We start from the raw sequence: 18303 nt of genomic DNA, 5'->3' as shown, positions 1-18303 counted from the left end.
CGCGCGCACCCATCCACGCAGTCTGCGGGCTCTGCTAGCCTCCCGGCCACATGCGATTCCTCGTCCTGTCGCGCAACGCGTCCCTCTACTCGACGAGCCGCATCGTGCTCGCGGGGCGCGCGCGCGGCCACGAAGTCAGCGTCATCGATCCGCTCGATTTCCAGATCGTTGTGTCGCGCGGTCGCCCCTCGTTGCTCGTCGGCGGCTCGGCGGTGCCCCGCTTCGACATCGTGATCCCGCGCATCGGCGCCAGCATCACGAACTACGGCCTCGCCGTCGTCCGCCAGTTCGATCTCATGGGCGTCCCCGTCCTGAACGGCGCCGTCTCGATCGCGCGGAGCCGCGACAAGCTGCGCGCGCTCCAGCTCCTCACGCGCCGCAAGCTCAACGTGCCGATCACCGTGTGCGCCCGGAGCCCGGCCGGCGTCGAGGCGGCGCTCTCGCTCGTCGGCGGCTGCCCCGCGATCGTGAAGCTGCAGCAGGGGACCCAGGGCATCGGCACGATGCTCGCCGAGACGCCGCACGCCGTGCACGCGCTGCTCGAGACGTTCTGGGCCATGGGCCAGGACATCGTGCTCCAGGAGTACGTGCGCGAGTCGAAGGGGCGCGACATCCGGGTCATCGTCGTCGGCGGCCGCGTTGTCGCGTCGATGCGCCGGGTCGCCAAGCCGGGCGAGTTCCGCTCGAACCTCCACCGCGGCGGCAAGGGCGACCGGGTGAAGCTGCCGCGCCTCTACCGCAGCGTCGCGATCCGCGCCGCGAAGGCGATGGGCCTCGAGGTCGCCGGCGTCGACATGCTCGAGGCGCGCTCCGGGCCGAAGATCCTCGAGATCAACAGCTCCCCCGGGCTGGAGGGCGTCGAGCGCGCGAGCGGCGTCGACGTCGCGGGCGCGATCATCAGCTACGCCGAGCGGTACGCGGAGGAGCAGCGCGGCCTGAGCCGCCGCGCGCTCGAGGCGCGGATCGCCGAGGTGATCCACGACGAGCGCATGCCCGTCCCGCGCCGGCTCAGCCGCGCGGCGGAGAACGGCACGGGCGCGGGCCGCCGGAAGCCGGCGATCCTCACGAACGGGAGGGGCGCCCGGAGGGCGGTCTCATGACCCTCCGGGTCGAGGCGGCCGGCGACGCGGTCGTCCTCACCATCGATCGCCCCGAGTGCAGGAACGCCATCGACAGCGCCTTCGCGAGGCGCCTCGGCGAGGCGATCCGCCTCGCGGGCGCCGATCCGCGCGTGCGCGGCGTCGTGATCGCGGCGGGCGGCGACGTCTTCGTGGCGGGCGGCGACATCCGCGAGCTCCACGCGCTCGCCAGCGGCGGCGCGGCGGGCGGCGAGATCCTCGCGATGTTCGACGGCCTCGCGGCGCTGGAGGAGAGCGAGGTGCCGATCGTCGCGGCGGTCCAGGGCGACGTGCTGGGCGGCGGCTGCGAGCTGCTCTTGCTCTGCGATTTCGTCATCGTCGAGGAGCACGCCGGGCTCTCGTTCCGCCACGTCAAGATGGGCCTGTCGCCGGCCTGGGGCGGCCTGACGCGGCTCTGCGAGCGGGTGGGCCCGCTCGAGGCGGCGCGCCTGCTGCTGACGGCGGAGCGGATCGACGCCGCCGAGGCGCTCCGGATCGGCCTCGTGAGCGAGGTCGTCCCGACGGGCGCGGCGCGGAGCCGCGCGATCGCGCAGGTGAACCGCATCGCCGACAGCCCGCGCACCTCGGTCGCCGCGATGAAGCGTTCGCTGCGCGGGGTGCGCGAGGCGCTGCGCGCCGCGGCCGTCGAGGTCGAGCGGGAGGCGTTCGCCGCGCAGTGGAACGGCCCCGAGCACCGGCGGGCGATGGATGCGTTCCTGAGCAAGAAGTGACCGTGGCGCAGGGCGGGGGGCGCGGAGCGGAGGACCCGAGCGGCGCCGGGCCTGCGCCGAGCGGCGCCGAGGCCGCGCCGAGCAGCGCCGAGGCCGCGCCGAGCGGCGCCGAGGCCGCGCCGAGCGGCGCCGGGCCCGCGTCGAGCGGCGCCGGCCCCGGCGCTCCGGAGAGCGCGCTGCTCCCGATCGCGCCGCCGACGATCGAGCACTTCATCGGCCGCCGCCCGCACCTGCGCGCCCTGCACCGCGCCGCCGAGTCGCTCTTCGTGGAGCGGCCCGTCTCGGTGCTCGTGCACGGCGGCGCGGGCATGGGCAAGAGCGCGCTCATCCACCACTTCCTGATGGGGCTCCGCCGCGACAAGGGGCCGGTGGTCCTGCGCGGGCGCTGCGCCCTCGGCGCCACCGAGTCCTACAACGCGTTCGGGGAGCTCATGGAGGCGCTGAGCCGCTACCTCCGGCGCATCCCCGCCGACGAGGCGGCGCGCCTCCTGCCGCGCGACGTCCGCGCGCTCGCCCGGGTCTTCCCGGCGCTCGGGCGCGTGCCCGCCGTCGCCGCGGCGCCGCGCGTGAGCGAGGCGCCCGACGCCCAGGAGCTGCGGCGGCGCAGCTTCGCCGCGCTCCGGCAGCTCCTCTGGCGGATCGCCGAGCGCCGCCCGCTCATCGTGGCGATCGAGGACCTCCAGTGGAGCGACATCGACAGCGCGGCGCTCCTGCTCGAGCTCACGCGGCCGCCCGACGCGCCCGCGATGATGTTCCTCGGCAGCTACCGGACCGAGGACGTCGCCGCGAGCGCGCCGCTCCGCGCGCTGCTCGACGGGATGGGGCTGGAGCGCGGCGCCGCCGGCGAGGGCGAGGCCGCGCCCGGCGCGCCGGAGCGCGTCGAGCGGCAGCACCGGGACGGCGCGCTGCGCGAGATCGCGGTCGGCCCGCTGTCGCCGATCGAGGCCGAGGAGCTCGCGCTCGCGCTCCTCTTCGCGCGCGGCGAGGGCACGCGCGCGCGGGCGGACGCCGTCGCGCGCGCGTCGCGGGGCGATCCGCGGCTGCTCGGCGAGCTCGCGCGCGACGCGCAGGAGCCGGCGGGCGAGGGCGCCGCGCAGGGCGACGCCGCGCTCGCCAGGGCGCTCAAGGCGCGGCTGCACCGCCTCCCGGAGCAGGCGCGCAGGTTGCTCGAGGTGATCGCCGTCGCCGGGGAGCCGATCGACGCGGCGGTCGCCGCGCGCGCGGCGAAGCTCGACGACGAGGAGCGCGCGCCGGCGCTCGCGCTGCTGCTCGCGGAGGACCTGATCGCCGCGCGGCCGGCGGGCGAGGGCGAGCTCGTCGAGGTGTCGCACGACCTCGTGCGCGCGTCCGTGGTCGGCCGGCTCGCCCCGGAGCAGCTCGCGGCGCGGCACCGGCGGCTCGGCCGCGCGCTCGAGGCGCTCGGGACGGCGGACGCGGAGACGCTGTCACGGCACTGGCTCGGCGCGGGCGAGCCGGCGCGGGCGGGGCGGTTCGCGGCGCGCGCGGCCGAGCAGGCGGCCGAGGCGCTCGCGTTCGAGCGCGCCGCGCGGCTCCACGAGCGCGCGCTCGGCCTGCTCTCGCGCGGGGCGGAGCTCCCCGAGGCGGAGCGCCGCGCGCTCGAGGTCCGGTGCGCCGACGCGCTCGTCAACGCGGGCGAGGGCGCGGCGGCGGCGGAGCTCTACGCGGCGGCCGCGGAGGGGGCGGAGCGCGGGCCCGGGATCGAGCTCCGCCGCCGCGCCGCGGAGCAGTACCTGCGGAGCGGGCACATCGACGAGGGGCTCGAGCTGATCCGCGCCGTGCTGAAGGCGGTCGGGCTGTCGCTCCCGGAGACGCCGCGGCGCGCGCTGGTGTCGCTGCTGCTGCACCGCGCGGAGCTGCGCCTCAGGGGCCTGCGGTTCCGCGAGCGGCCCGAGCGGGAGGTGCGCCCGGAGGATCTCGCGCGCATCGACGCGTGCTGGACGGTGACGGTGGGGCTCTCCGGCGTCGACATGGTCCGCGCGGCCGAGTTCTCGGCGCGCGCCCTCCTGCTCGCGCTGCGCGCCGGCGAGCCGTACCGCATCGGCCGCGCGCTCGCGTTCGAGGCCTCGTCCGCGTGCATGATGGGGTCGCCGAACCGGGCGCGCGCGGAGGAGCTCGTCGCGGCGGTGCGCGCGCTGGCCGAGCGGCTCGACAGCCCGCACCTGCTCGGCCTGTCGATGATGGTCTCCGGCATGCTCGAGGCGTTCACGGCCGGGCGCTGGAAGGAGGCGGCCGCGTGGTACGAGAAGGCGGACGAGCTGCTGCGCGATCGCTGCGCCGGCGTCGCCTGGGAGCTCGTGACGACGCAGCTCATGGCGTCGTGGGTGCGGTACTACCGCGGGCAGATCGACGCGCTCGGGCGGACGATGCCGGCGGTGCTCCGGGGCGCCGAGCAGCGGGGGGATCGCTACGCGGTGGCGATCTTCAGCGTGCAGGCCGCGTGGGTGGCGCTCGCGGCGGACGACGCGGCGGGCGCGCGGGGCGCGATCGCGGGGGCGCTGTCGCGGTGGACGACGTCGGGGTTCCACCTCGAGCACTTCGTCGGGCTGCTCGGCGAGACCTACGTCGACCGGTACGCTGGCCGCGCCGGCGCCGCGATGAGGCGGCTCACGGCGGCCTGGCCGGCGCTCGAGGGCTCGATGCTGCTGATGATGCAGAACAGCAGGGTGATGGCGCACGTGGAGCGCGCGAGCACGGCGCTCGCGGCGGCCGAGGGCGCGGCCGAGCCCGAGCCGCTGATCGAGGCGGCGCTCCGGGACGCCGCGGCGCTCGCCCGCGAGAAGACGGCGTGGTCGGACCCGTTCGTGCCGCTGATCCGCGCCGGCGCGGCCGCGCTGCGGGGCGATAGGGACGCGGCGATCGCGCAGCTCGAGGCATCGGCGGCCGGGTTCGACGAGGCGGACATGGCGCTCTATGCGGCCGCGGCGCGGCGCCAGGCCGGCGAGCTGCTTGGCGGGGAGAAGGGGCTGCAGCGGCTGCTCGTGGCGGACGCCGTGATGGCGCGGGAGCGGATCAGGAGCCCGGCGCGGTGGGCCGCGATGCTGGCGCCGGGGTTCGGTCGGAGATAGCGGAGCAGCGCTCCGGGATGCGCGGGAGAATCGGCCATCGTGACTGCGTATGTGAGCTTGCCTGAGTCTCCGTCGATCTTCCTGATCACGGGCCTCATGGCTGCGGGAAAGTCGACGGTCGCCCAGGCGCTGGCCGAGCGCCTGCCGAGGAGCGTGCACCTGCGGGGCGACGTGTTCCGCCGCATGATCGTCAGCGGACGCGCCGAGATGGGGTTCGAGCTCTCCGAGGAGGCAGAGCGGCAACTACGGCTCCGCTACCGCATCGCGGCGGCGGCGGCCGATCTCTATTTCCAGGCCGGGTTCACCGTCGTGCATCAGGACATCATCCTTGGTCCCTCGCTCGCCGAGGTGGTGCAGCACTACGCGCCTCGTCCTCTGCGCGTCGTCGTCCTCTGCCCGGACCCTGCCGTGGTCGCGGCGCGCGAGGCGGGTCGAGCGAAGAGCGGATATCAGGACACCGCTGCGGTGCTCGACTTCGACCGTGTGTTGCGCGCAGAGACGCCGCGGCTGGGGCTATGGCTGGACACATCTGGCCTCACGGTCACGGAGACCGTGGATGAGATCCTTGGTCGCCTGAGCGAAGCGCGCGTGAACGGCGCGGAGCTCTTGTAAGAGCGACCGACGGATTGGACCGCCGGGGCGTCCGGGCCAGCGGAGGAGAAGTAACGGTAGGCCGCCGGAGAGGGTGTCCTCGGCGCGGGGTGGGGGATGGGCCGATGTTTGAGGCGGAGACATGGGTCATCCGGCTTGCCGGATGGCCCATGTCTCCGCCGAGTTCGGCGGGGCCCCCACCCCGCGCCGAGGACACCCTCTCCGGCGGCCGGCCAGCCCGGATCCCGCGCTCTACCCCGCCCCGCGCACCGCCAGCGCCACCTCGTGCGCCTCGGTCCTCGCCGGGATCTCCCACCGCTCGCTCATCCGCCGGATCACCGCCTCCGGCACCGCCGCCTCGCGCGCCCGGTTCTGCGCGAACAGGACCGCCGCCGGCGCCTCCACGTACACGACGCGGATCCTCGCCCCGTAGTCGGCCGCCATCTGCAGCAAGGGCCCGCGCCGCTGCCGCGACAGGTTCGTCGCGTTCCACACGAACCGCTCGCCGCGCCGGAGGTGCTCCTTCGCCCGCTCGCGCGCGGCCTGGACCACCTGCCCCTGCGCGTCGGTCGGATCGATCTCGAGCTCGCTCCGCAGCGCGTCCAGGGAGACGACCGGCCAGCCCGCGAGGTGCTCGCGAACATACGTGTCCTTCCCGGCGCCCGGGAGCCCGCTCATCACAACGACCTCGGCGCGCGTGTCGTCGTACACCTCCACGTCCGGGTGCCGCCCGCTGGCGGGATCGGACCGGAAGTACACGAAGCGCGTGTGATCCGACGCGAAGGAGCGGGGCGCCGTGTAACACCCCTCCTCGCGGCAGAACTCGCGGAAGAGCTCGATGTTGTCGACGACGCGGGCCATGTCCGCGCAGACGCGCCCGCGGATATCGGCCTCGGCCACGAGCGCGAGCAGGTCGCAGCGCGCGTGGAGGCTGACCTCGGCGGCGACGCGCTGCGCGTCGTCGCGCTCGACGAGGTAAAAGGGGATCTGGTGGTAGCGCACGAGCGCGCACACCTGCTCGCGCAGCGCGAACGGCGCGCCGAGCTCCCAGAGCAGCCGGCGCGCGAGCAGCTCCCCCGCGCGCGAGTGGCCCTTCGCCGTGATCCGCCCGTCCTCCTCGCGGGTGGTCGCCGGCTTCGCCACGTCGTGCAGCAGGCACGCGAGGTACACGGCGCGCTGCTCCTCCGCGGGCAGCCCCTGCCACGCGGGCAGCCCGAGGAGCGTCTCCAGCACCATCCGGGTGTGAATCCAGACGTTGCCCTCCGCGTGGTGGATCGGGTCCTGCGGGCAGGCCTCGAGCGCGCGCACCCAGTCGAAGACCTGGAGGTCGTCCCAGGGGACACGCGCCGGATCGGGCGTGAGGAGGTCGAGCAGCGATGACGAGGACGACATGACGAACACCCCCTGGCGAGCGCGGGCCGTCTCCGACAGCGCGCGGCGCGGGAACGTAGCATGTCCGGGCCGGGGCGGCGGTGCTACGCTGGGGCCTCCATGTCCGCCAAATACCCTCGCTCGTTCCACCTGCCATGGTCGCCCGGCGGCACGTCCGACGACAAGCGGATGGCGGACGTGTCGGGGCTGCTCGGCGTCGAGATCGTCATCACCGAGAAGTGCGACGGGAGCAACCTCACCTACACGCGGAAGAGCGTCTTCTCGCGCTCGCACTCGGGCCCTCCGTCCCACCCGAGCTTCGACCTCGCGAAGGCCACACACGCGAGCATCGCGCACCTCCTCTCGGACGGCATGTCGCTCTTCTGCGAGTATTGCTACGCGGTCCACTCCATCGAATACGACGCGCTGCCGGGCTATTCGCTGGTGTTCGGCGTGCGCGACGACGCGCGGGGGCTCTTCTGGGAGTGGGACATGGTCGTCGCCCAGGCGAAGGATCTGTCGCTCCCCACGGTGCCTGTCCTGTTCCGGGGCGTCGTCGAGAGCGAGCGCGAGCTCGAGGCGCTGACGAGCGCGCTCGCGCGCGAGCCCTCCGCGTTCGGCGGCCCCCGCGAGGGCGTCGTGGCGCGGGTCGCGCGCGAGTTCCCGGACGCGTCGTTCCAGCGGTGCCTCGCCAAGTGGGTGCGGCGCGGGCACGTGCAGACGGACGAGCACTGGATGCACCAGGAGATCCGGGCGCAGCGGCTCGCCCCGGCGCCGGCCGAGGGGCTATCGCCGTGAGGCCAGCGCCGCGAGCCGGTCGCAGAGGCGGTCGCGGAGCGGGCCATAGGCCTTCCGGTAATCCTCCCAGTCGATGCGCTCGTCCTCGACGATCTCGCGCCAGATCGGGTTCGCCGCGCCGTAGTCGTGGATGGCCCCCGCCTCGGCGATCTGGACCGCGAAGAGCGGCACCCGGAGCGCGTGGAAGAGCTTCTTCTTCGAGGCCTCCGGCTCCTCGTCGAAGCGGGCGCCGGCCTTCTTGAAGTCGGACGCCGAGCGGCTCGCGGCCGACGCGGCGAGCTTCTTCCGGTCGAGCTTGAACGGGAAGGGGGGCCTCGCCTCCTTGAGCCGGTGCTCCGGCGGGAGGAACAGGCACTCGAGCGCGAAGACGCTGTGATCGGCGAGCGCGCCGCGGAAGGTGTCGAGTCCGTGGACGACCACGTTGACGCCGGGCGCGAACGCGAGGTCCTGCTTCGCGTCCCGGCGCGCGAGGACGGCGACGAAGTCCTCGTCGGACGTCGCGGTCGCGGTGCCGTACACGCGCGACCCGGTGCGGAACACGCTGTGGACCTCGCCGTCTGTACGGCCGAGGACGCGGAGGACGGTCGACAGGCTCATCCGATGCCTCGCGGCGAGGGGGCCCGCTAGCCTTGCGCCGGCGCCGGCGCCGCGCAACCAAGCCGCATCGTCCCTCGTCGGCCATCCCACGTCGTCCGTCGTCCGCGCGCAAGGGCTCGACGTCTCCCGGCGCGCGGCGGGAGAATGGCCTCGTGATCCGCTTCGCCGTCGCCTGGCTTCCCCTCGTCGCCCTCGCGGCCGGCTGCCATCACGGCGACGGGGCGCTCCTCGACGACGGATTCCGCAGCCGGCTGGCGCGCGGCTGCCGGAGCGAGCCCGACTGCCTCGTGCTGGAGCTCGACGCCCAGGCCCGCGCCGACCGGTGTGTGTCGGCATGCGAGGAGGCCGAGGCCGACCTGCGCGCGTCGAGGGCCCTCGTCGCCCGCCACCGGCAGCAGCGCGAGGCGCGGCAGGCGCAGATCGCGGCGCAGCAGCAGGACGGCGAAGCCGCGGAGCGCGAGGCCGCGGAGCGCGAGGCCGCGGAGCGCGAGGCCGCGGAGCGCGAGGCCGCGGAGCGCGAGGCCGCGAGGGTCGCCGAGGAGCAGCGCGCCCGGAAGGCCGTCGAGACACCCGTCTCCGCGCAACCCGGCGGTCGATCAGGCGCGCAGGAGCCACCGCGGCCGGCGTCCGAGGGCCGCGTCTGCTGCTGCGACGGCACCCTCTCGCCGACCTGCACCCACGTGAAGCGGGGTTGCTGCTCGCACCACGGCGGCGTCTGCGCTTGCCCATGAGCGTGCCGCGCGCGCCCGGCGAGCTCTGCGCCTGCGCGTGGACGCTCGCTCACCACGCGCACCACGCGCCATTGCGGCTCTCCTGTGAACCTGGTGTTTCCTCGATGTCCTGAGTACCGTTCTGGCTCGCCGCCTCGGGGGCGGCGTCTGCGCTTCCAGGAGGGTTCATGGCCGCCGCCGACTCGCACGCTGCTCCTCATCGGAACCGGATCGAACACCAGCCCGAGGCCGTGGAACGGCGCGTGGAGGAGGCCCTCGCCGCGCTGTCGCTCGAGCAGAAGGTCCGCCTGCTGACGGGCGCCGACGTCTGGAGCACGTACCCCGAGCCCGCCATCGGCCTGCGCCGCATCGTGGTCTCGGACGGCCCCGTCGGCGTGCGCGGCGAGCAGTGGGACGAGCGCGATCCCTCCGTGAGCCTGCCTTCTCCCACCGCCCTCTCGGCCACGTGGGACGAGGCCCTGATCGAGCGCGTCGGCGCCCTGCTGGCGTCGGAGGCGCGGCGCAAGGGCGTCGACGTCGTCCTGGGGCCGACGATCAACCTGCACCGCAGCCCGCTCGGCGGCAGGCACTTCGAGTGCTTCTCCGAGGACCCGCTGCTGACCGGCCGGATCGGCGCGGCCTACGTCCGCGGGCTGCAGGCCCACGGCGTCGGCGCCACCCCCAAGCACTACGTCGGCAACGACTCGGAGACCGAGCGCTTCACCGTCGACGTCCGGATCGACCAGCGGACGCTGCGCGAGCTCTACCTCGCGCCCTTCGAGCAGACGATCGTCGACGCGCGCGCGTGGCTCGTCATGGCCGCCTACAACGCGGTCAACGGCGTGACCATGACCGAGAGCCCCTTGCTCGCCTCGCCGCTCGACGACGCGTGGGGCTTCGACGGCGTCGTGGTCTCGGACTGGACCGCGACCCGCTCCACCGCGGCCGCGGCGCGCGCGCGGATGGACCTCGCCATGCCAGGCCCGACCGGGCCCTGGGGCGACGCGCTCGTCGCCGCCGTCCGCAGCGGCGAGGTGCCCGAGAAGGCCGTCGACGAGAAGGTCCGCCGCCTGCTGCGCCTCGCCGCGCGCGTCGGCGCGCTCGAGGGGGTCGCGCCGGCCGCCCCCGCCCCCGCGCAGCTCCCCGCCGACGCGGCCGCCCGGCTCGCCCGCGAGGTCGCCGTGGCCAGCATGGTGCTCGTGCGCAACCAGGGCGACGCGCTCCCCCTCGACGCGTCCACCCTCCAGCGCGTGGCCGTCATCGGTCCCAACGCCGCGCAGGGGCGGATCCAGGGCGGCGGCAGCGCCAGCGTGCACCCGCACTACGCCGTCTCGCCGCTCGAGGGCCTGCGCGCCGCGCTCGGCCAGCGCGTCGAGGTGCGCCACGCGCTCGGCGCCCGCAGCCTCGAGGGCCTCGTGCCCGTGGCCGGCGACCAGGTGACCGACCCCGTGACCGGCGAGCACGGCGTGCACGTGCGCCTCCTCGACGCGAACGGCGCCGCCTTCCACGAGGAGCACCGGGCCGTCGGGAAGCTCACGTTCATCGGCGACTTCCGCGCGAACCGGGCCGCGACCATCGACGTGACGGCGCGGTTCCGCGCCGCCGAGGCGGGCCGCTACCGCATCGGCGTGGCGGGCGTGGGCGCCTACCGCCTCACCGCGGGCGGGCAGGTCCTCTTCGAGGAGACGGTCGCGCCGGACAAGGACGACATGGCCGCGATGCTGCTCGCCCCGCCGCAGCGGGCGGCCGAGCTGACCCTCGCCGCGGGCCAGGAGATCGATCTCGCCCTCACGCACACCGTCGCCCCGGACGCGTTCGCGGTGGCGTTCTCGCTCGGCGTCGAGGTCCCCGCGCTGCCCGACGACGAAGAGCTGGCGCGCGCCGTCGAGCTCGCGCGCACCTCCGACGTGGCCATCGTTGTCGTCGGCACCACCGAGGCGATCGAGAGCGAGGGCTTCGACAGGAGCTCGCTCGCGCTCCCCGGCCGCCAGGACGCGCTGGTCAGCGCGATCGCGGCCGTGAACCGCCGCACCCTCGTGGTGGTGAACTCCGGCGGCCCGGTGACCATGCCCTGGCGCGACGAGGTGGACGCGGTGCTCCTCACGTGGTTCCCGGGCCAGGAGATGGGCAACGCCGTCGCCGACGTGCTGCTCGGCGCCGCGGAGCCCGGCGGCCGCCTGCCGACCACGTGGCCGTCGCGGGAGGAGGACGTGCCCGTGCTGTCGACGAAGCCCGAGAACGGCAAGCTCGTCTACGCCGAGGGCCTGCACGTCGGCTACCGGGCCTGGGCCCGCGCCGGCGTCGCCCCGGCGTACCCGTTCGGGCACGGCCTGGGCTACACGCGCTGGGAGATCCTCGACATCGACGCCCCGCAGAGCGTCGCGGCCGGCGCGCCCGTCGAGGCGCGGGTGCGCGTGCGCAACACGGGGCCCCGCCGCGGGCGGCACGTGGTCCAGCTGTACCTGTCGCGGCCCGACTCCGAGGTCGAGCGCCCCGTGCTCTGGCTGGCCGGCTTCGCCGCCGTCGAGGCCGAGCCCGACCAGGCGGTCGAGGTCGTCATTCCCGTGGCGCCGCGGGCCTTCGCGCACTGGGCGTCGGGCGGCTGGCAGGTCGAGCCCGGCGCGTTCACGCTGCACGCGGGACACTCGGCCACCGTCCTGACCCGGCAGACGGCGGTGGTGATCCTGGAGCCCTGAGGCCGCGCCGCGTCCCGGGCGGCGCGGCCGGCCCTCACCCCTCGGCGTCGTCGTCCTCGGCGGGCTCGTCGCTCGCCGAGCGCCGCCCGAGCCAGCGGCGGAGCTGCGTGCGGTGCACGCCGAGCGCCCGGGCCGTGCGCGCCACGTTCCCCTCCTCGCGGCGCAGCGCCTCCTCGATCACCTCGTCCGCGGGCAGCGACGCCGCGCGCCGCGCCGCGCGCTCGTTGCGCGGCGCGCTCGCCGGCGGCCGCGAGCCGCCATCCGTCGCCGTCGTGCCGACCGCCGCCAGCTCCGGCGCGCTCGGCCGCGCCGGGGCGAAGGCGTGCCCCGCCGAGGGCGACAGGTGCCGCGCCTGGACCACGTGGCTCTTCGCGAGCTGCGCCTCCTGCGCCGCCGCGCGGATCTCCGCCATCAGCTCCCGCACGTTGCCGGGCCACGCGCGCAGCAGGCACGCCTCGATCAGCGACGCGTGGGCCACCGGCGGCGCGCTCGCGCTCGCGCTCTCCGCGCCGCGCTCCACGGCCGCGCCGGCGCTGCGCAGCGTCGCGTCCACGATCCACGGGATCTCCTCCGGCCGCTCGTGCAGCCGCGGGACGCGGACCGCCGGCTGCGCGATGCGGAAGAAGAGATCCTCGCGGAGCTTGCCTGCGGCCACCTGCGCGCGCAGGTCCTTGTGGGTCGCGGACACCAGCGCGAAATCCACCGGGATGGGCCGCGACGCGCCGAGGGGGAGCACCTCCCGCGCCTCCAGCGCCCGCAGCAGCTTCGCCTGCACCCCGAGATCGAGCTCGGCCACCTCGTCGAGGAAGAGCACCCCCCCCTGGGCGGCCTGCACGTACCCCTCGGCGTCCGCCGTAGAGCCCGAGTACGCGCCCTTGCGCGCGCCGAAGAGCAGCCGCTCGGCCAGGCCGTCGGGGACAGCGGCGCAGTTCACGGCGACGAACGGCCCCGCGCGCCGCGGGCCGAGGGCGTGGAAGGCCCGCGCCGCGTGCTCCTTGCCGGTCCCGCTCTCGCCGGTGATATGCAGCACCGTCCCCGCACGCGCCGCGCGATCGATCGCGTCCCACGCGCGCGCGAGGGTCGGCCCGAGGATCGTGCCCCCGGCCCTCGAGATCCCCGCGCGGAACGGCTCCACATCGGCCTGGATCACGAACACCGACGAGCCCGTGCGCACGATCCGCAGATCGCTGCCCGCGCGCGCGCCGGTCAGCGGCTCGCCGTCGAGCGACGTTCCGTTCCGGCTATCAAGGTCCTCGACCTCCCACTGGCCCTGGCGCCAGCGCACGCGCGCGTGCCTGCGCGACATCTTCAGGTCGTCCAGGGGGACGCCCCCGACCTCGCCGCGCCCGAGCTCGAGCTCGCCGTCCTTCAGCGGGAGGACATCGCAGCGGGGGCTGTCCACGGAGAAGACGAGCACCAGCCCGGGCATCGGCCTCCTGGAACGCAGGCGTTCCGAGGCCGCACCGAGCGAGTCGTCCAGGGTTGTCCTGGGTGCAGTGGGCACCACGTCGCCGGCGAGTCTAGCGCGGACCCGCAGCGATGAGGATCCTCCTGACGAGGATCGACGCCGGGCACGTGGAACGAGGGTAGGGGTGCTTTGGCCACAGCCGCGGAGCGCGCCTTGCTCCTTCGCAATCGCTTGTTGCGAATTGCCTCAGCGTGACCGATGCGCGTGGACGATTCTCCTCCGGGAGTAACGGCTCTTTCCATTGTGGCCGTGAGATGGGGCGCGAGAGCGCAGAGCTCGGCAGATGTCTCGGCCGCGTTGGGGCGGGAGCCGCGTGTTTTGCCGCGCTCGGGCCGGCGCTGGCCGGGCGAGGGGCGGTGGTTCGGTGCTTGCTTTCGGGATGGACGACCCATGAAGGACGAGCATCAGGACTCCGGACACAGCAGATCGTTCGCCAGGAGAGGCGATGCGAGCACGGGCGGTGTCTCGTCCTGCGTCCGCCGGTTGCCGCGGAAGGAGCGCGCCGTGGGCGAGGTCCTCGCTGGCAAGTACCAGATCGTGGGCCGGCTGGGCGCTGGCGGTATGGGCACCGTGTGGAGGGCGCGCAGCCTGTGGCTCGACGTCGACGTGGCGATCAAGGTGCTCCAGGAGGAGCAGTTCGACGCGCACGCCGCCGAGCGGCTGCTCCGGGAGGCGCGCGCGACGGCGAGGCTCGGCCACCCGGCGATCGTGCGCGTGTTCGACTTCGGCGAGACCGACTCGGGCGAGCCGTTCCTGGTGATGGAGCTCCTCGAGGGCACGTCGCTCTCGAACTGGCTGGAGGCGAACGGCCCGATGCCGGCGGGGCAGGCGGTCCAGATGCTCTTGCCGGTCGCGTGCGCCCTCGCGGCCGCGCATGCGCAGAGCATCGTCCATCGCGACATCAAGCCCGCGAACATCCTCGTCGTGCCCGACGGCGCGGGCGGCCATGTCCCCAAGGTGGTCGACTTCGGCATCGCCAAGCTCGCCAACGCGGCGAGCCCCTCGATCACCCAGCGAGGGATGATCGTCGGCAGCCCGGAGTACATGTCGCCGGAGCAGGCCGACGGGCAGCCCGAGGTCGGCGAGCAGACCGACGTCTGGGCGTTCAGCGTGGTGCTTTACGAGCTCATCACCGGGCGGCGGCCGTTCAGCGGCGAGACGCTCAGCGCGGTGATCTCGGCGATCTTCAGCAAGGAGCCGGTGCCGACGACGCAGCTCGGCGCCGGCGACGAGGAGCTCTGGGCGATCATCCGGCGAGGGCTGGCCAAGTCACCCGCCGAGCGGTGGCCCACCATGCGCGCCCTCGGCCGCGCGCTGGCGTCCTGGGCGGTGGAGCGCGGGATCACGGCGGACGCGGCGGGCACGTCGCTCGAGCACCAGTGGCTCGCGCGAGGGGCGGAGTCGCCGGGCACCGCGGAGCGGCCTGCGCCGTCCGTCACGCTGGCCAGCGCCGTCTCCGCTCTGCCGGCGGCGCAGCGCCGGGCCGGCGCGCGGGGGACGCTGCTGGCGTCCCCGGCGCCGGCGGTCACGCCCGGCGGGCGTCGGGGCGGCACGGTCGTGATGGCGGAGGCGCAGAACGGCGCGCCGCTCGGGTTCTCGCCCGCGCTGCGGCTGCAGAAGGCGCTCCTGATCGGGGTCCTCGCCGCGTTCGTCGCGCCGGTGGTCGTCGTGATGGGGCTGAACGCGCGGGGCGGAAGCGCCGGCGCCGCGGAGCCGGTGGCGGCGGCCGGTGTCCCTGCGGTCCATCCGGGCGCCGCGTTGGCGCCCAGGGAGGCGGCCCCGGCGGCGCCCGCGGCTGACATCGCTTCTGCGGACGCGGGGGCGCCGCGCGCGGCAGCCTCCGGTACGGCGGTGAGGGGCGCGCCGGAAGACGAGCCGCTCACGCCGCGCGTCGCGCGGCCCGCGTCACCGCTCGCGGCGCCCGATCCGGGGGACGAGGATCCCTATCCGTGGGACGACGACCCGCCCGCCGAGCGGGCCGAGTCGCCCGCTCAGCGGGCCGAGGCGCCGGTCCAGCGCGTCAGGGCGCCCGCTTCCCGCGCCGAGCCGACGGCCCGGCCTGGCGAGCGGCCGTCGCGTTCGAGGCCTGGAACAACGTCGATGCCGCTCCCGGCGGCGCCGGATTTCTGAGGTGGTCATGCGCAACTCTGGGGTGACGTTTCGCTCCTCTCGCGGCCGTGGCGATCTGCTGCTCCTCGTGGCCGCGCTCGCCGCGGCGGCGCTCGGGCCGGGGGGTTGCTCCGCGCTGATCGGCGCGGAGCTATCCGACAAGCCCGACGAGACGGAGGACGCCGGGGGCGCCGGCGAGGAGGGCGCCGGCGACGGAAGCGGCGGCGGCGATCTCGACCGGCTCAGCGTCGGAAGCGGCGGGGGCGAGAGCGCCAGCAGCAGCGCGAGCGGCGGGGGCGAGAGCGCCAGCAGCAGCGCGAGCGGCGGTGGTGAGAGCGCGAGCAGCGGCGCGAGCGGCGGTGGCAGCGCGAGCGCGACCAGCAGCGCGAGCAGCGGCGGGGGCGAGAGCGTGACCAGCAGCGCGAGCAGCGGCGGCGGCGAGAGCGCGACCAGCAGCGCGAGCAGCGGCGGCGGCGAGAGCGCGACCAGCAGCGCGAGCAGCGGCGGGGGCGAGAGCGCGACCAGCAGCGCGAGCAGCGGTGGCAGCGAGGGCGCGACCAGCAGCGGGAGCGGGGCCGGCGGCCCGGGCAGCGGGAGCGAGCCCGGCGGCCCGGGCAGCGGGAGCGGGCCCGGCGGCCCAGACGGCGGGAGCGGGGCCGGCGGCCCGGACGGCGGGAGCGGCGCCGGCGGCCCGGGCAGCGGGAGCGGCGAGGAGGGCGAAGGCGGGAGCAGCAGCTCTGGTGGCGAGGCGGTCTGTCATGGCCATTTCGCCGATTGCGACGGGGACGCCGCGCACCATTGCGAGACGAACCTGTGGAGTAACGACAACCACTGCGGCGCTTGCGGCAACCGGTGCCTGGAACGCACGCGCTGCCGGCAGGGAGAATGTCGGTGATGGCTCGTTCTCCTGCTCTATCCAGGCGCGTCGGCGCTCTCCTCGTCGCGGCGTTGCTCGCGGCCGCGGCCCCGTCCCCCGCGTCCGCGCAGGGCCCGGGCGATGTGGAGTCGGCGCGCGTGCTGTTCGTCCAGGGGGCGAAGCTGGCCAGGCAGGGGCGCTGGGAGGAAGCGCGGGCGCTGTACTCCCGGTCGCTCGAGATCAAGCCGGCGCCCCTCACGCAGTACAGCCTCGGCGTCGCGCAGAAGGAGCTGGGGCACTTCGCCGATGCGCTCGCCAGCTTCCGCGCGTTCCTGGCCGAGCCGTCCACCCCGGCGACCGCGCCCTATGTCGGGCCGGCGCGGGATGCGGTCGCCGCGCTCGAGGGGCGCGTCGGTCGGGCGACGATCGCCGTCAGGCCCGGCAAGGTGGACGGGCTCACGCTGGTCGTCGACGGCAATCCGAGGCGCGGGGGCCCCGGGCATGTCGTCGAGGTGGACCCGGGAGATCACGAGGTCGTGGCGAGCGCCCCGGGGTACCGCTCCGCCGCGGCGCGGTTCACCGTCGGCGCGGGCGGCTCGGTCGAGGTCCCGATCGCGCTGACGCCCCGCACAGCGGCGGCCGTGCAGGCCTCGGCTGCCGGGGGTGGTCTGCCTCCCGTGGCCGACCCCTCCGACGCTTCGCCGAGCCGGACGCTCCCGATCGTCGTCATGGGCGTGGGCGGCGCGTTCTTCGCCGGGGGCGCGGTCCTCGGCATCTCCGGCCTGAATCAGGCGAGCTCTGCGCGCACGAGCGCGGACGCGGACGCGAGCGCCGCGCGCGCAAAGGGGATCGTCGGTGATGTCCTCGGCGGCGTCGGTCTCGCGACCGTGGGCGTCGGGCTGTACCTGCTGCTGAACCAGCCAGCGCCGAGCGCTCCCCGCACGGGAAGCGTGAGGCCGTGGCTGGGGGCCTCGGGGGCAGGCATCGAGATGCAGCTCTGACGGCGCAGGGGCCCGCGTCAGGCGCTCGTGCCGGACGCGAGCGCTGCGCAACCGCGCCGACGACGCGACGACCTGGGGCATGCCCGCGCTTTCCGTCGGCGGCGCGGACATGGTACGGCGCGCTCATGCGCTCGACCGCGATGGTGCTGTCCCTGGCCGCGCTCCTGGCCGCGGGCGCGCCCGCCTCGGCCGAGGGCGATGAGCCCAGCGCGCGCTCGGCCGGCGCCGCCCCGGCCGCACCGCTGGCAGCGGACGCGCCGGCGCCCGCGCAGGCCGCGCCGGGGGCAGCGGACGCGCCGGCGCCCCCGCAGGCCGCGCCGGCAGCGGCGAGGTGGTGCGCGCCGGAGCTCGCGTCGCTGCCCGGCGACGTGTGCGCCTTCCTGCCGGCCAGGGAAGCGCCTGGCCCCCGCGTGCTGATGATCTTCCTGCACGGCGTCGTTCAGCCCGATTCCGGGTGGCAGTGGGCGCAGCAGCGGGGCGCGGCGCGCGCCGGCGCCCGGCACGGCGTCGTCGTGATGATGCCGCGCGGACGCCGAGGGATCGGGCCAAGGACGATGGAAGACTGGTGGTGCTGGCCCACCGCCACGGCCGCGCAGGCGTCCCACGAGGACGCGCTGCTCGCGGAGTGGGACGCCGCGCGCGCGGAGCTCGAGCGGCGCGCGGGCGGCCGATTCGAGCGGGTGCTCGTGTTCGGCTTCTCGAACGGGGCGTACTACGCGACGTCGCTGGCGATGCGCGGGCGGCTGCCGGTGGACGGCTACGCGGCGTTCGCCGGCGGATCCGGCGCGCGCTACCTGGAGCGCGCTGGCGCGCAGACCACGCTGCGCGTGCCCCTCTTCGTGGGCTGGGGCGGCAAGGACCCGGCGCACCGGGATCAGGTCGCCCTCGCCAGGATGCTCCGCAAGCTGAAATGGCCCTCGAAGGCGCTCGGCAAGCCGCGCGCGGGGCACGCGATGACCGATGATCAGGTCGACCAGGCGTTCGAGTTCCTGAGCGGGGACCGGCGCGGCGCGAAGAAGCCTGGCCGCGGGCGCGCAGCTCGACCGCGATAGCGATCTTCGTCGCCTCTGCATCTCCGCGCGCGCTGCGCCTCCGGGCTCCACACCCTCGGGAGCCCGGGACATCGGCGCCCGCCCCGAGGTGACCGCAAATCGAGGAAAACGCCCCCGAT

General features: G+C 75.4%; 14 protein-coding genes. 11 read left to right on the top strand and 3 right to left on the bottom strand.

The features are described 5' to 3' along the window. The first annotated feature begins 50 nt into the window (after positions 1–50). From WME96_RS36035 to WME96_RS36020, 4 genes are read left to right on the top strand one after another with little or no spacing between them, the layout of a single operon-like run. Positions 51–1100: a RimK family alpha-L-glutamate ligase gene (locus tag WME96_RS36035; protein ID WP_437286116.1), complete on the top strand. Its 1050-nt coding sequence runs from the start codon at positions 51–53 to the stop codon at positions 1098–1100. Continuing rightward, complete coding sequence (locus tag WME96_RS36030; RefSeq protein WP_437286115.1) at positions 1097–1849, top strand: enoyl-CoA hydratase/isomerase family protein; 753 nt, start codon at positions 1097–1099, stop codon at positions 1847–1849. Before WME96_RS36035 ends, WME96_RS36030 begins: the two co-directional genes overlap by 4 nt. 2 nt (positions 1850–1851) lie before the next feature. Then, complete coding sequence (locus WME96_RS36025) at positions 1852–4935, top strand: AAA family ATPase (RefSeq protein ID WP_437286114.1); 3084 nt, start codon at positions 1852–1854, stop codon at positions 4933–4935. Between the two features lie 39 nt (positions 4936–4974). After that, positions 4975–5547, top strand: coding sequence for an AAA family ATPase (locus WME96_RS36020; protein ID WP_437286113.1), 573 nt, complete (start codon positions 4975–4977; stop codon positions 5545–5547). Between the two features lie 231 nt (positions 5548–5778). Here WME96_RS36020 and WME96_RS36015 read toward each other — a convergent pair whose 3' ends face one another. Beyond that, positions 5779–6918, bottom strand: a complete 1140-nt coding sequence (locus tag WME96_RS36015) for an AAA family ATPase (protein ID WP_437286112.1) — start codon at positions 6916–6918, stop codon at positions 5779–5781. Between the two features lie 99 nt (positions 6919–7017). Between WME96_RS36015 and WME96_RS36010 the strand changes: the two genes are divergently transcribed. Continuing rightward, on the top strand, positions 7018–7695 hold the full coding sequence (locus tag WME96_RS36010) for an RNA ligase family protein (protein ID WP_433929162.1): 678 nt from the start codon (positions 7018–7020) through the stop codon (positions 7693–7695). Here the strand turns inward: WME96_RS36010 and WME96_RS36005 are convergent. Beyond that, the gene (locus WME96_RS36005; RefSeq protein ID WP_437286111.1) at positions 7684–8292 is read right to left on the bottom strand and encodes a hypothetical protein; all 609 of its coding nucleotides are present in this window, start codon (positions 8290–8292) and stop codon (positions 7684–7686) included. The two genes, WME96_RS36010 and WME96_RS36005, sit on opposite strands and share 12 nt — an antisense overlap. Positions 8293–8444: 152 nt before the next feature. On the opposite strand from WME96_RS36005, the gene WME96_RS36000 reads away from it, so the two are divergent. Beyond that, a complete protein-coding gene (locus WME96_RS36000) occupies positions 8445–9023 on the top strand; it encodes a hypothetical protein (RefSeq protein ID WP_437286110.1) in 579 nt (192 codons plus the stop codon). Positions 9024–9190: 167 nt separating this feature from the next. Next, complete coding sequence (locus tag WME96_RS35995) at positions 9191–11698, top strand: beta-glucosidase (RefSeq protein ID WP_437286109.1); 2508 nt, start codon at positions 9191–9193, stop codon at positions 11696–11698. A gap of 34 nt (positions 11699–11732) precedes the next feature. Here WME96_RS35995 and WME96_RS35990 read toward each other — a convergent pair whose 3' ends face one another. After that, entirely contained in the window at positions 11733–13127 is a 1395-nt protein-coding gene (locus WME96_RS35990; protein WP_437286108.1) for a sigma 54-interacting transcriptional regulator, read from the bottom strand. A 543-nt stretch (positions 13128–13670) separates the two neighbouring features. On the opposite strand from WME96_RS35990, the gene WME96_RS35985 reads away from it, so the two are divergent. The 4 genes from WME96_RS35985 (at position 13671) to WME96_RS35970 (ending at position 18184) form a co-directional block, all read left to right on the top strand. Continuing rightward, positions 13671–15296, top strand: coding sequence for a protein kinase domain-containing protein (locus tag WME96_RS35985; protein ID WP_437286107.1), 1626 nt, complete (start codon positions 13671–13673; stop codon positions 15294–15296). Positions 15297–15303: 7 nt separating this feature from the next. Then, entirely contained in the window at positions 15304–16170 is an 867-nt protein-coding gene (locus WME96_RS35980) for a hypothetical protein (protein ID WP_437286106.1), read from the top strand. Further along, complete coding sequence (locus tag WME96_RS35975) at positions 16170–17132, top strand: hypothetical protein (protein ID WP_437286105.1); 963 nt, start codon at positions 16170–16172, stop codon at positions 17130–17132. Before WME96_RS35980 ends, WME96_RS35975 begins: the two co-directional genes overlap by 1 nt. Positions 17133–17257: 125 nt before the next feature. Further along, entirely contained in the window at positions 17258–18184 is a 927-nt protein-coding gene (locus WME96_RS35970; RefSeq protein ID WP_437286104.1) for an alpha/beta hydrolase, read from the top strand. The last annotated feature ends 119 nt before the right edge of the window (positions 18185–18303 follow it).

This window comes from Sorangium sp. So ce406 (assembly GCF_051474675.1).
Lineage (GTDB): Bacteria > Myxococcota_A > Polyangia > Polyangiales > Polyangiaceae > Sorangium > Sorangium cellulosum_G.
This window is presented reverse-complemented; position numbering and strand designations above follow the sequence as displayed.

Excerpts from the sequence above, each read along its gene's own strand:
- WME96_RS36035 (WP_437286116.1), top strand. The coding sequence starts at position 51 with ATGCGATTCCTCGTCCTGTCGCGCAACGCGTCCCTCTACTCGACGAGC.
- WME96_RS36030 (WP_437286115.1), top strand. The coding sequence starts at position 1,097 with ATGACCCTCCGGGTCGAGGCGGCCGGCGACGCGGTCGTCCTCACCATC.
- WME96_RS35975 (WP_437286105.1), top strand. The coding sequence starts at position 16,170 with ATGGCTCGTTCTCCTGCTCTATCCAGGCGCGTCGGCGCTCTCCTCGTC.
- WME96_RS35970 (WP_437286104.1), top strand. The coding sequence starts at position 17,258 with ATGCGCTCGACCGCGATGGTGCTGTCCCTGGCCGCGCTCCTGGCCGCG.
- WME96_RS36010 (WP_433929162.1), top strand. The coding sequence starts at position 7,018 with ATGTCCGCCAAATACCCTCGCTCGTTCCACCTGCCATGGTCGCCCGGC.
- WME96_RS35980 (WP_437286106.1), top strand. The coding sequence starts at position 15,304 with ATGCGCAACTCTGGGGTGACGTTTCGCTCCTCTCGCGGCCGTGGCGAT.
- WME96_RS36005 (WP_437286111.1), bottom strand. The coding sequence starts at position 8,292 with ATGAGCCTGTCGACCGTCCTCCGCGTCCTCGGCCGTACAGACGGCGAG.
- WME96_RS36015 (WP_437286112.1), bottom strand. The coding sequence starts at position 6,918 with ATGTCGTCCTCGTCATCGCTGCTCGACCTCCTCACGCCCGATCCGGCG.
- WME96_RS35990 (WP_437286108.1), bottom strand. The coding sequence starts at position 13,127 with ATGCCCGGGCTGGTGCTCGTCTTCTCCGTGGACAGCCCCCGCTGCGAT.
- WME96_RS35995 (WP_437286109.1), top strand. The coding sequence starts at position 9,191 with ATGGCCGCCGCCGACTCGCACGCTGCTCCTCATCGGAACCGGATCGAA.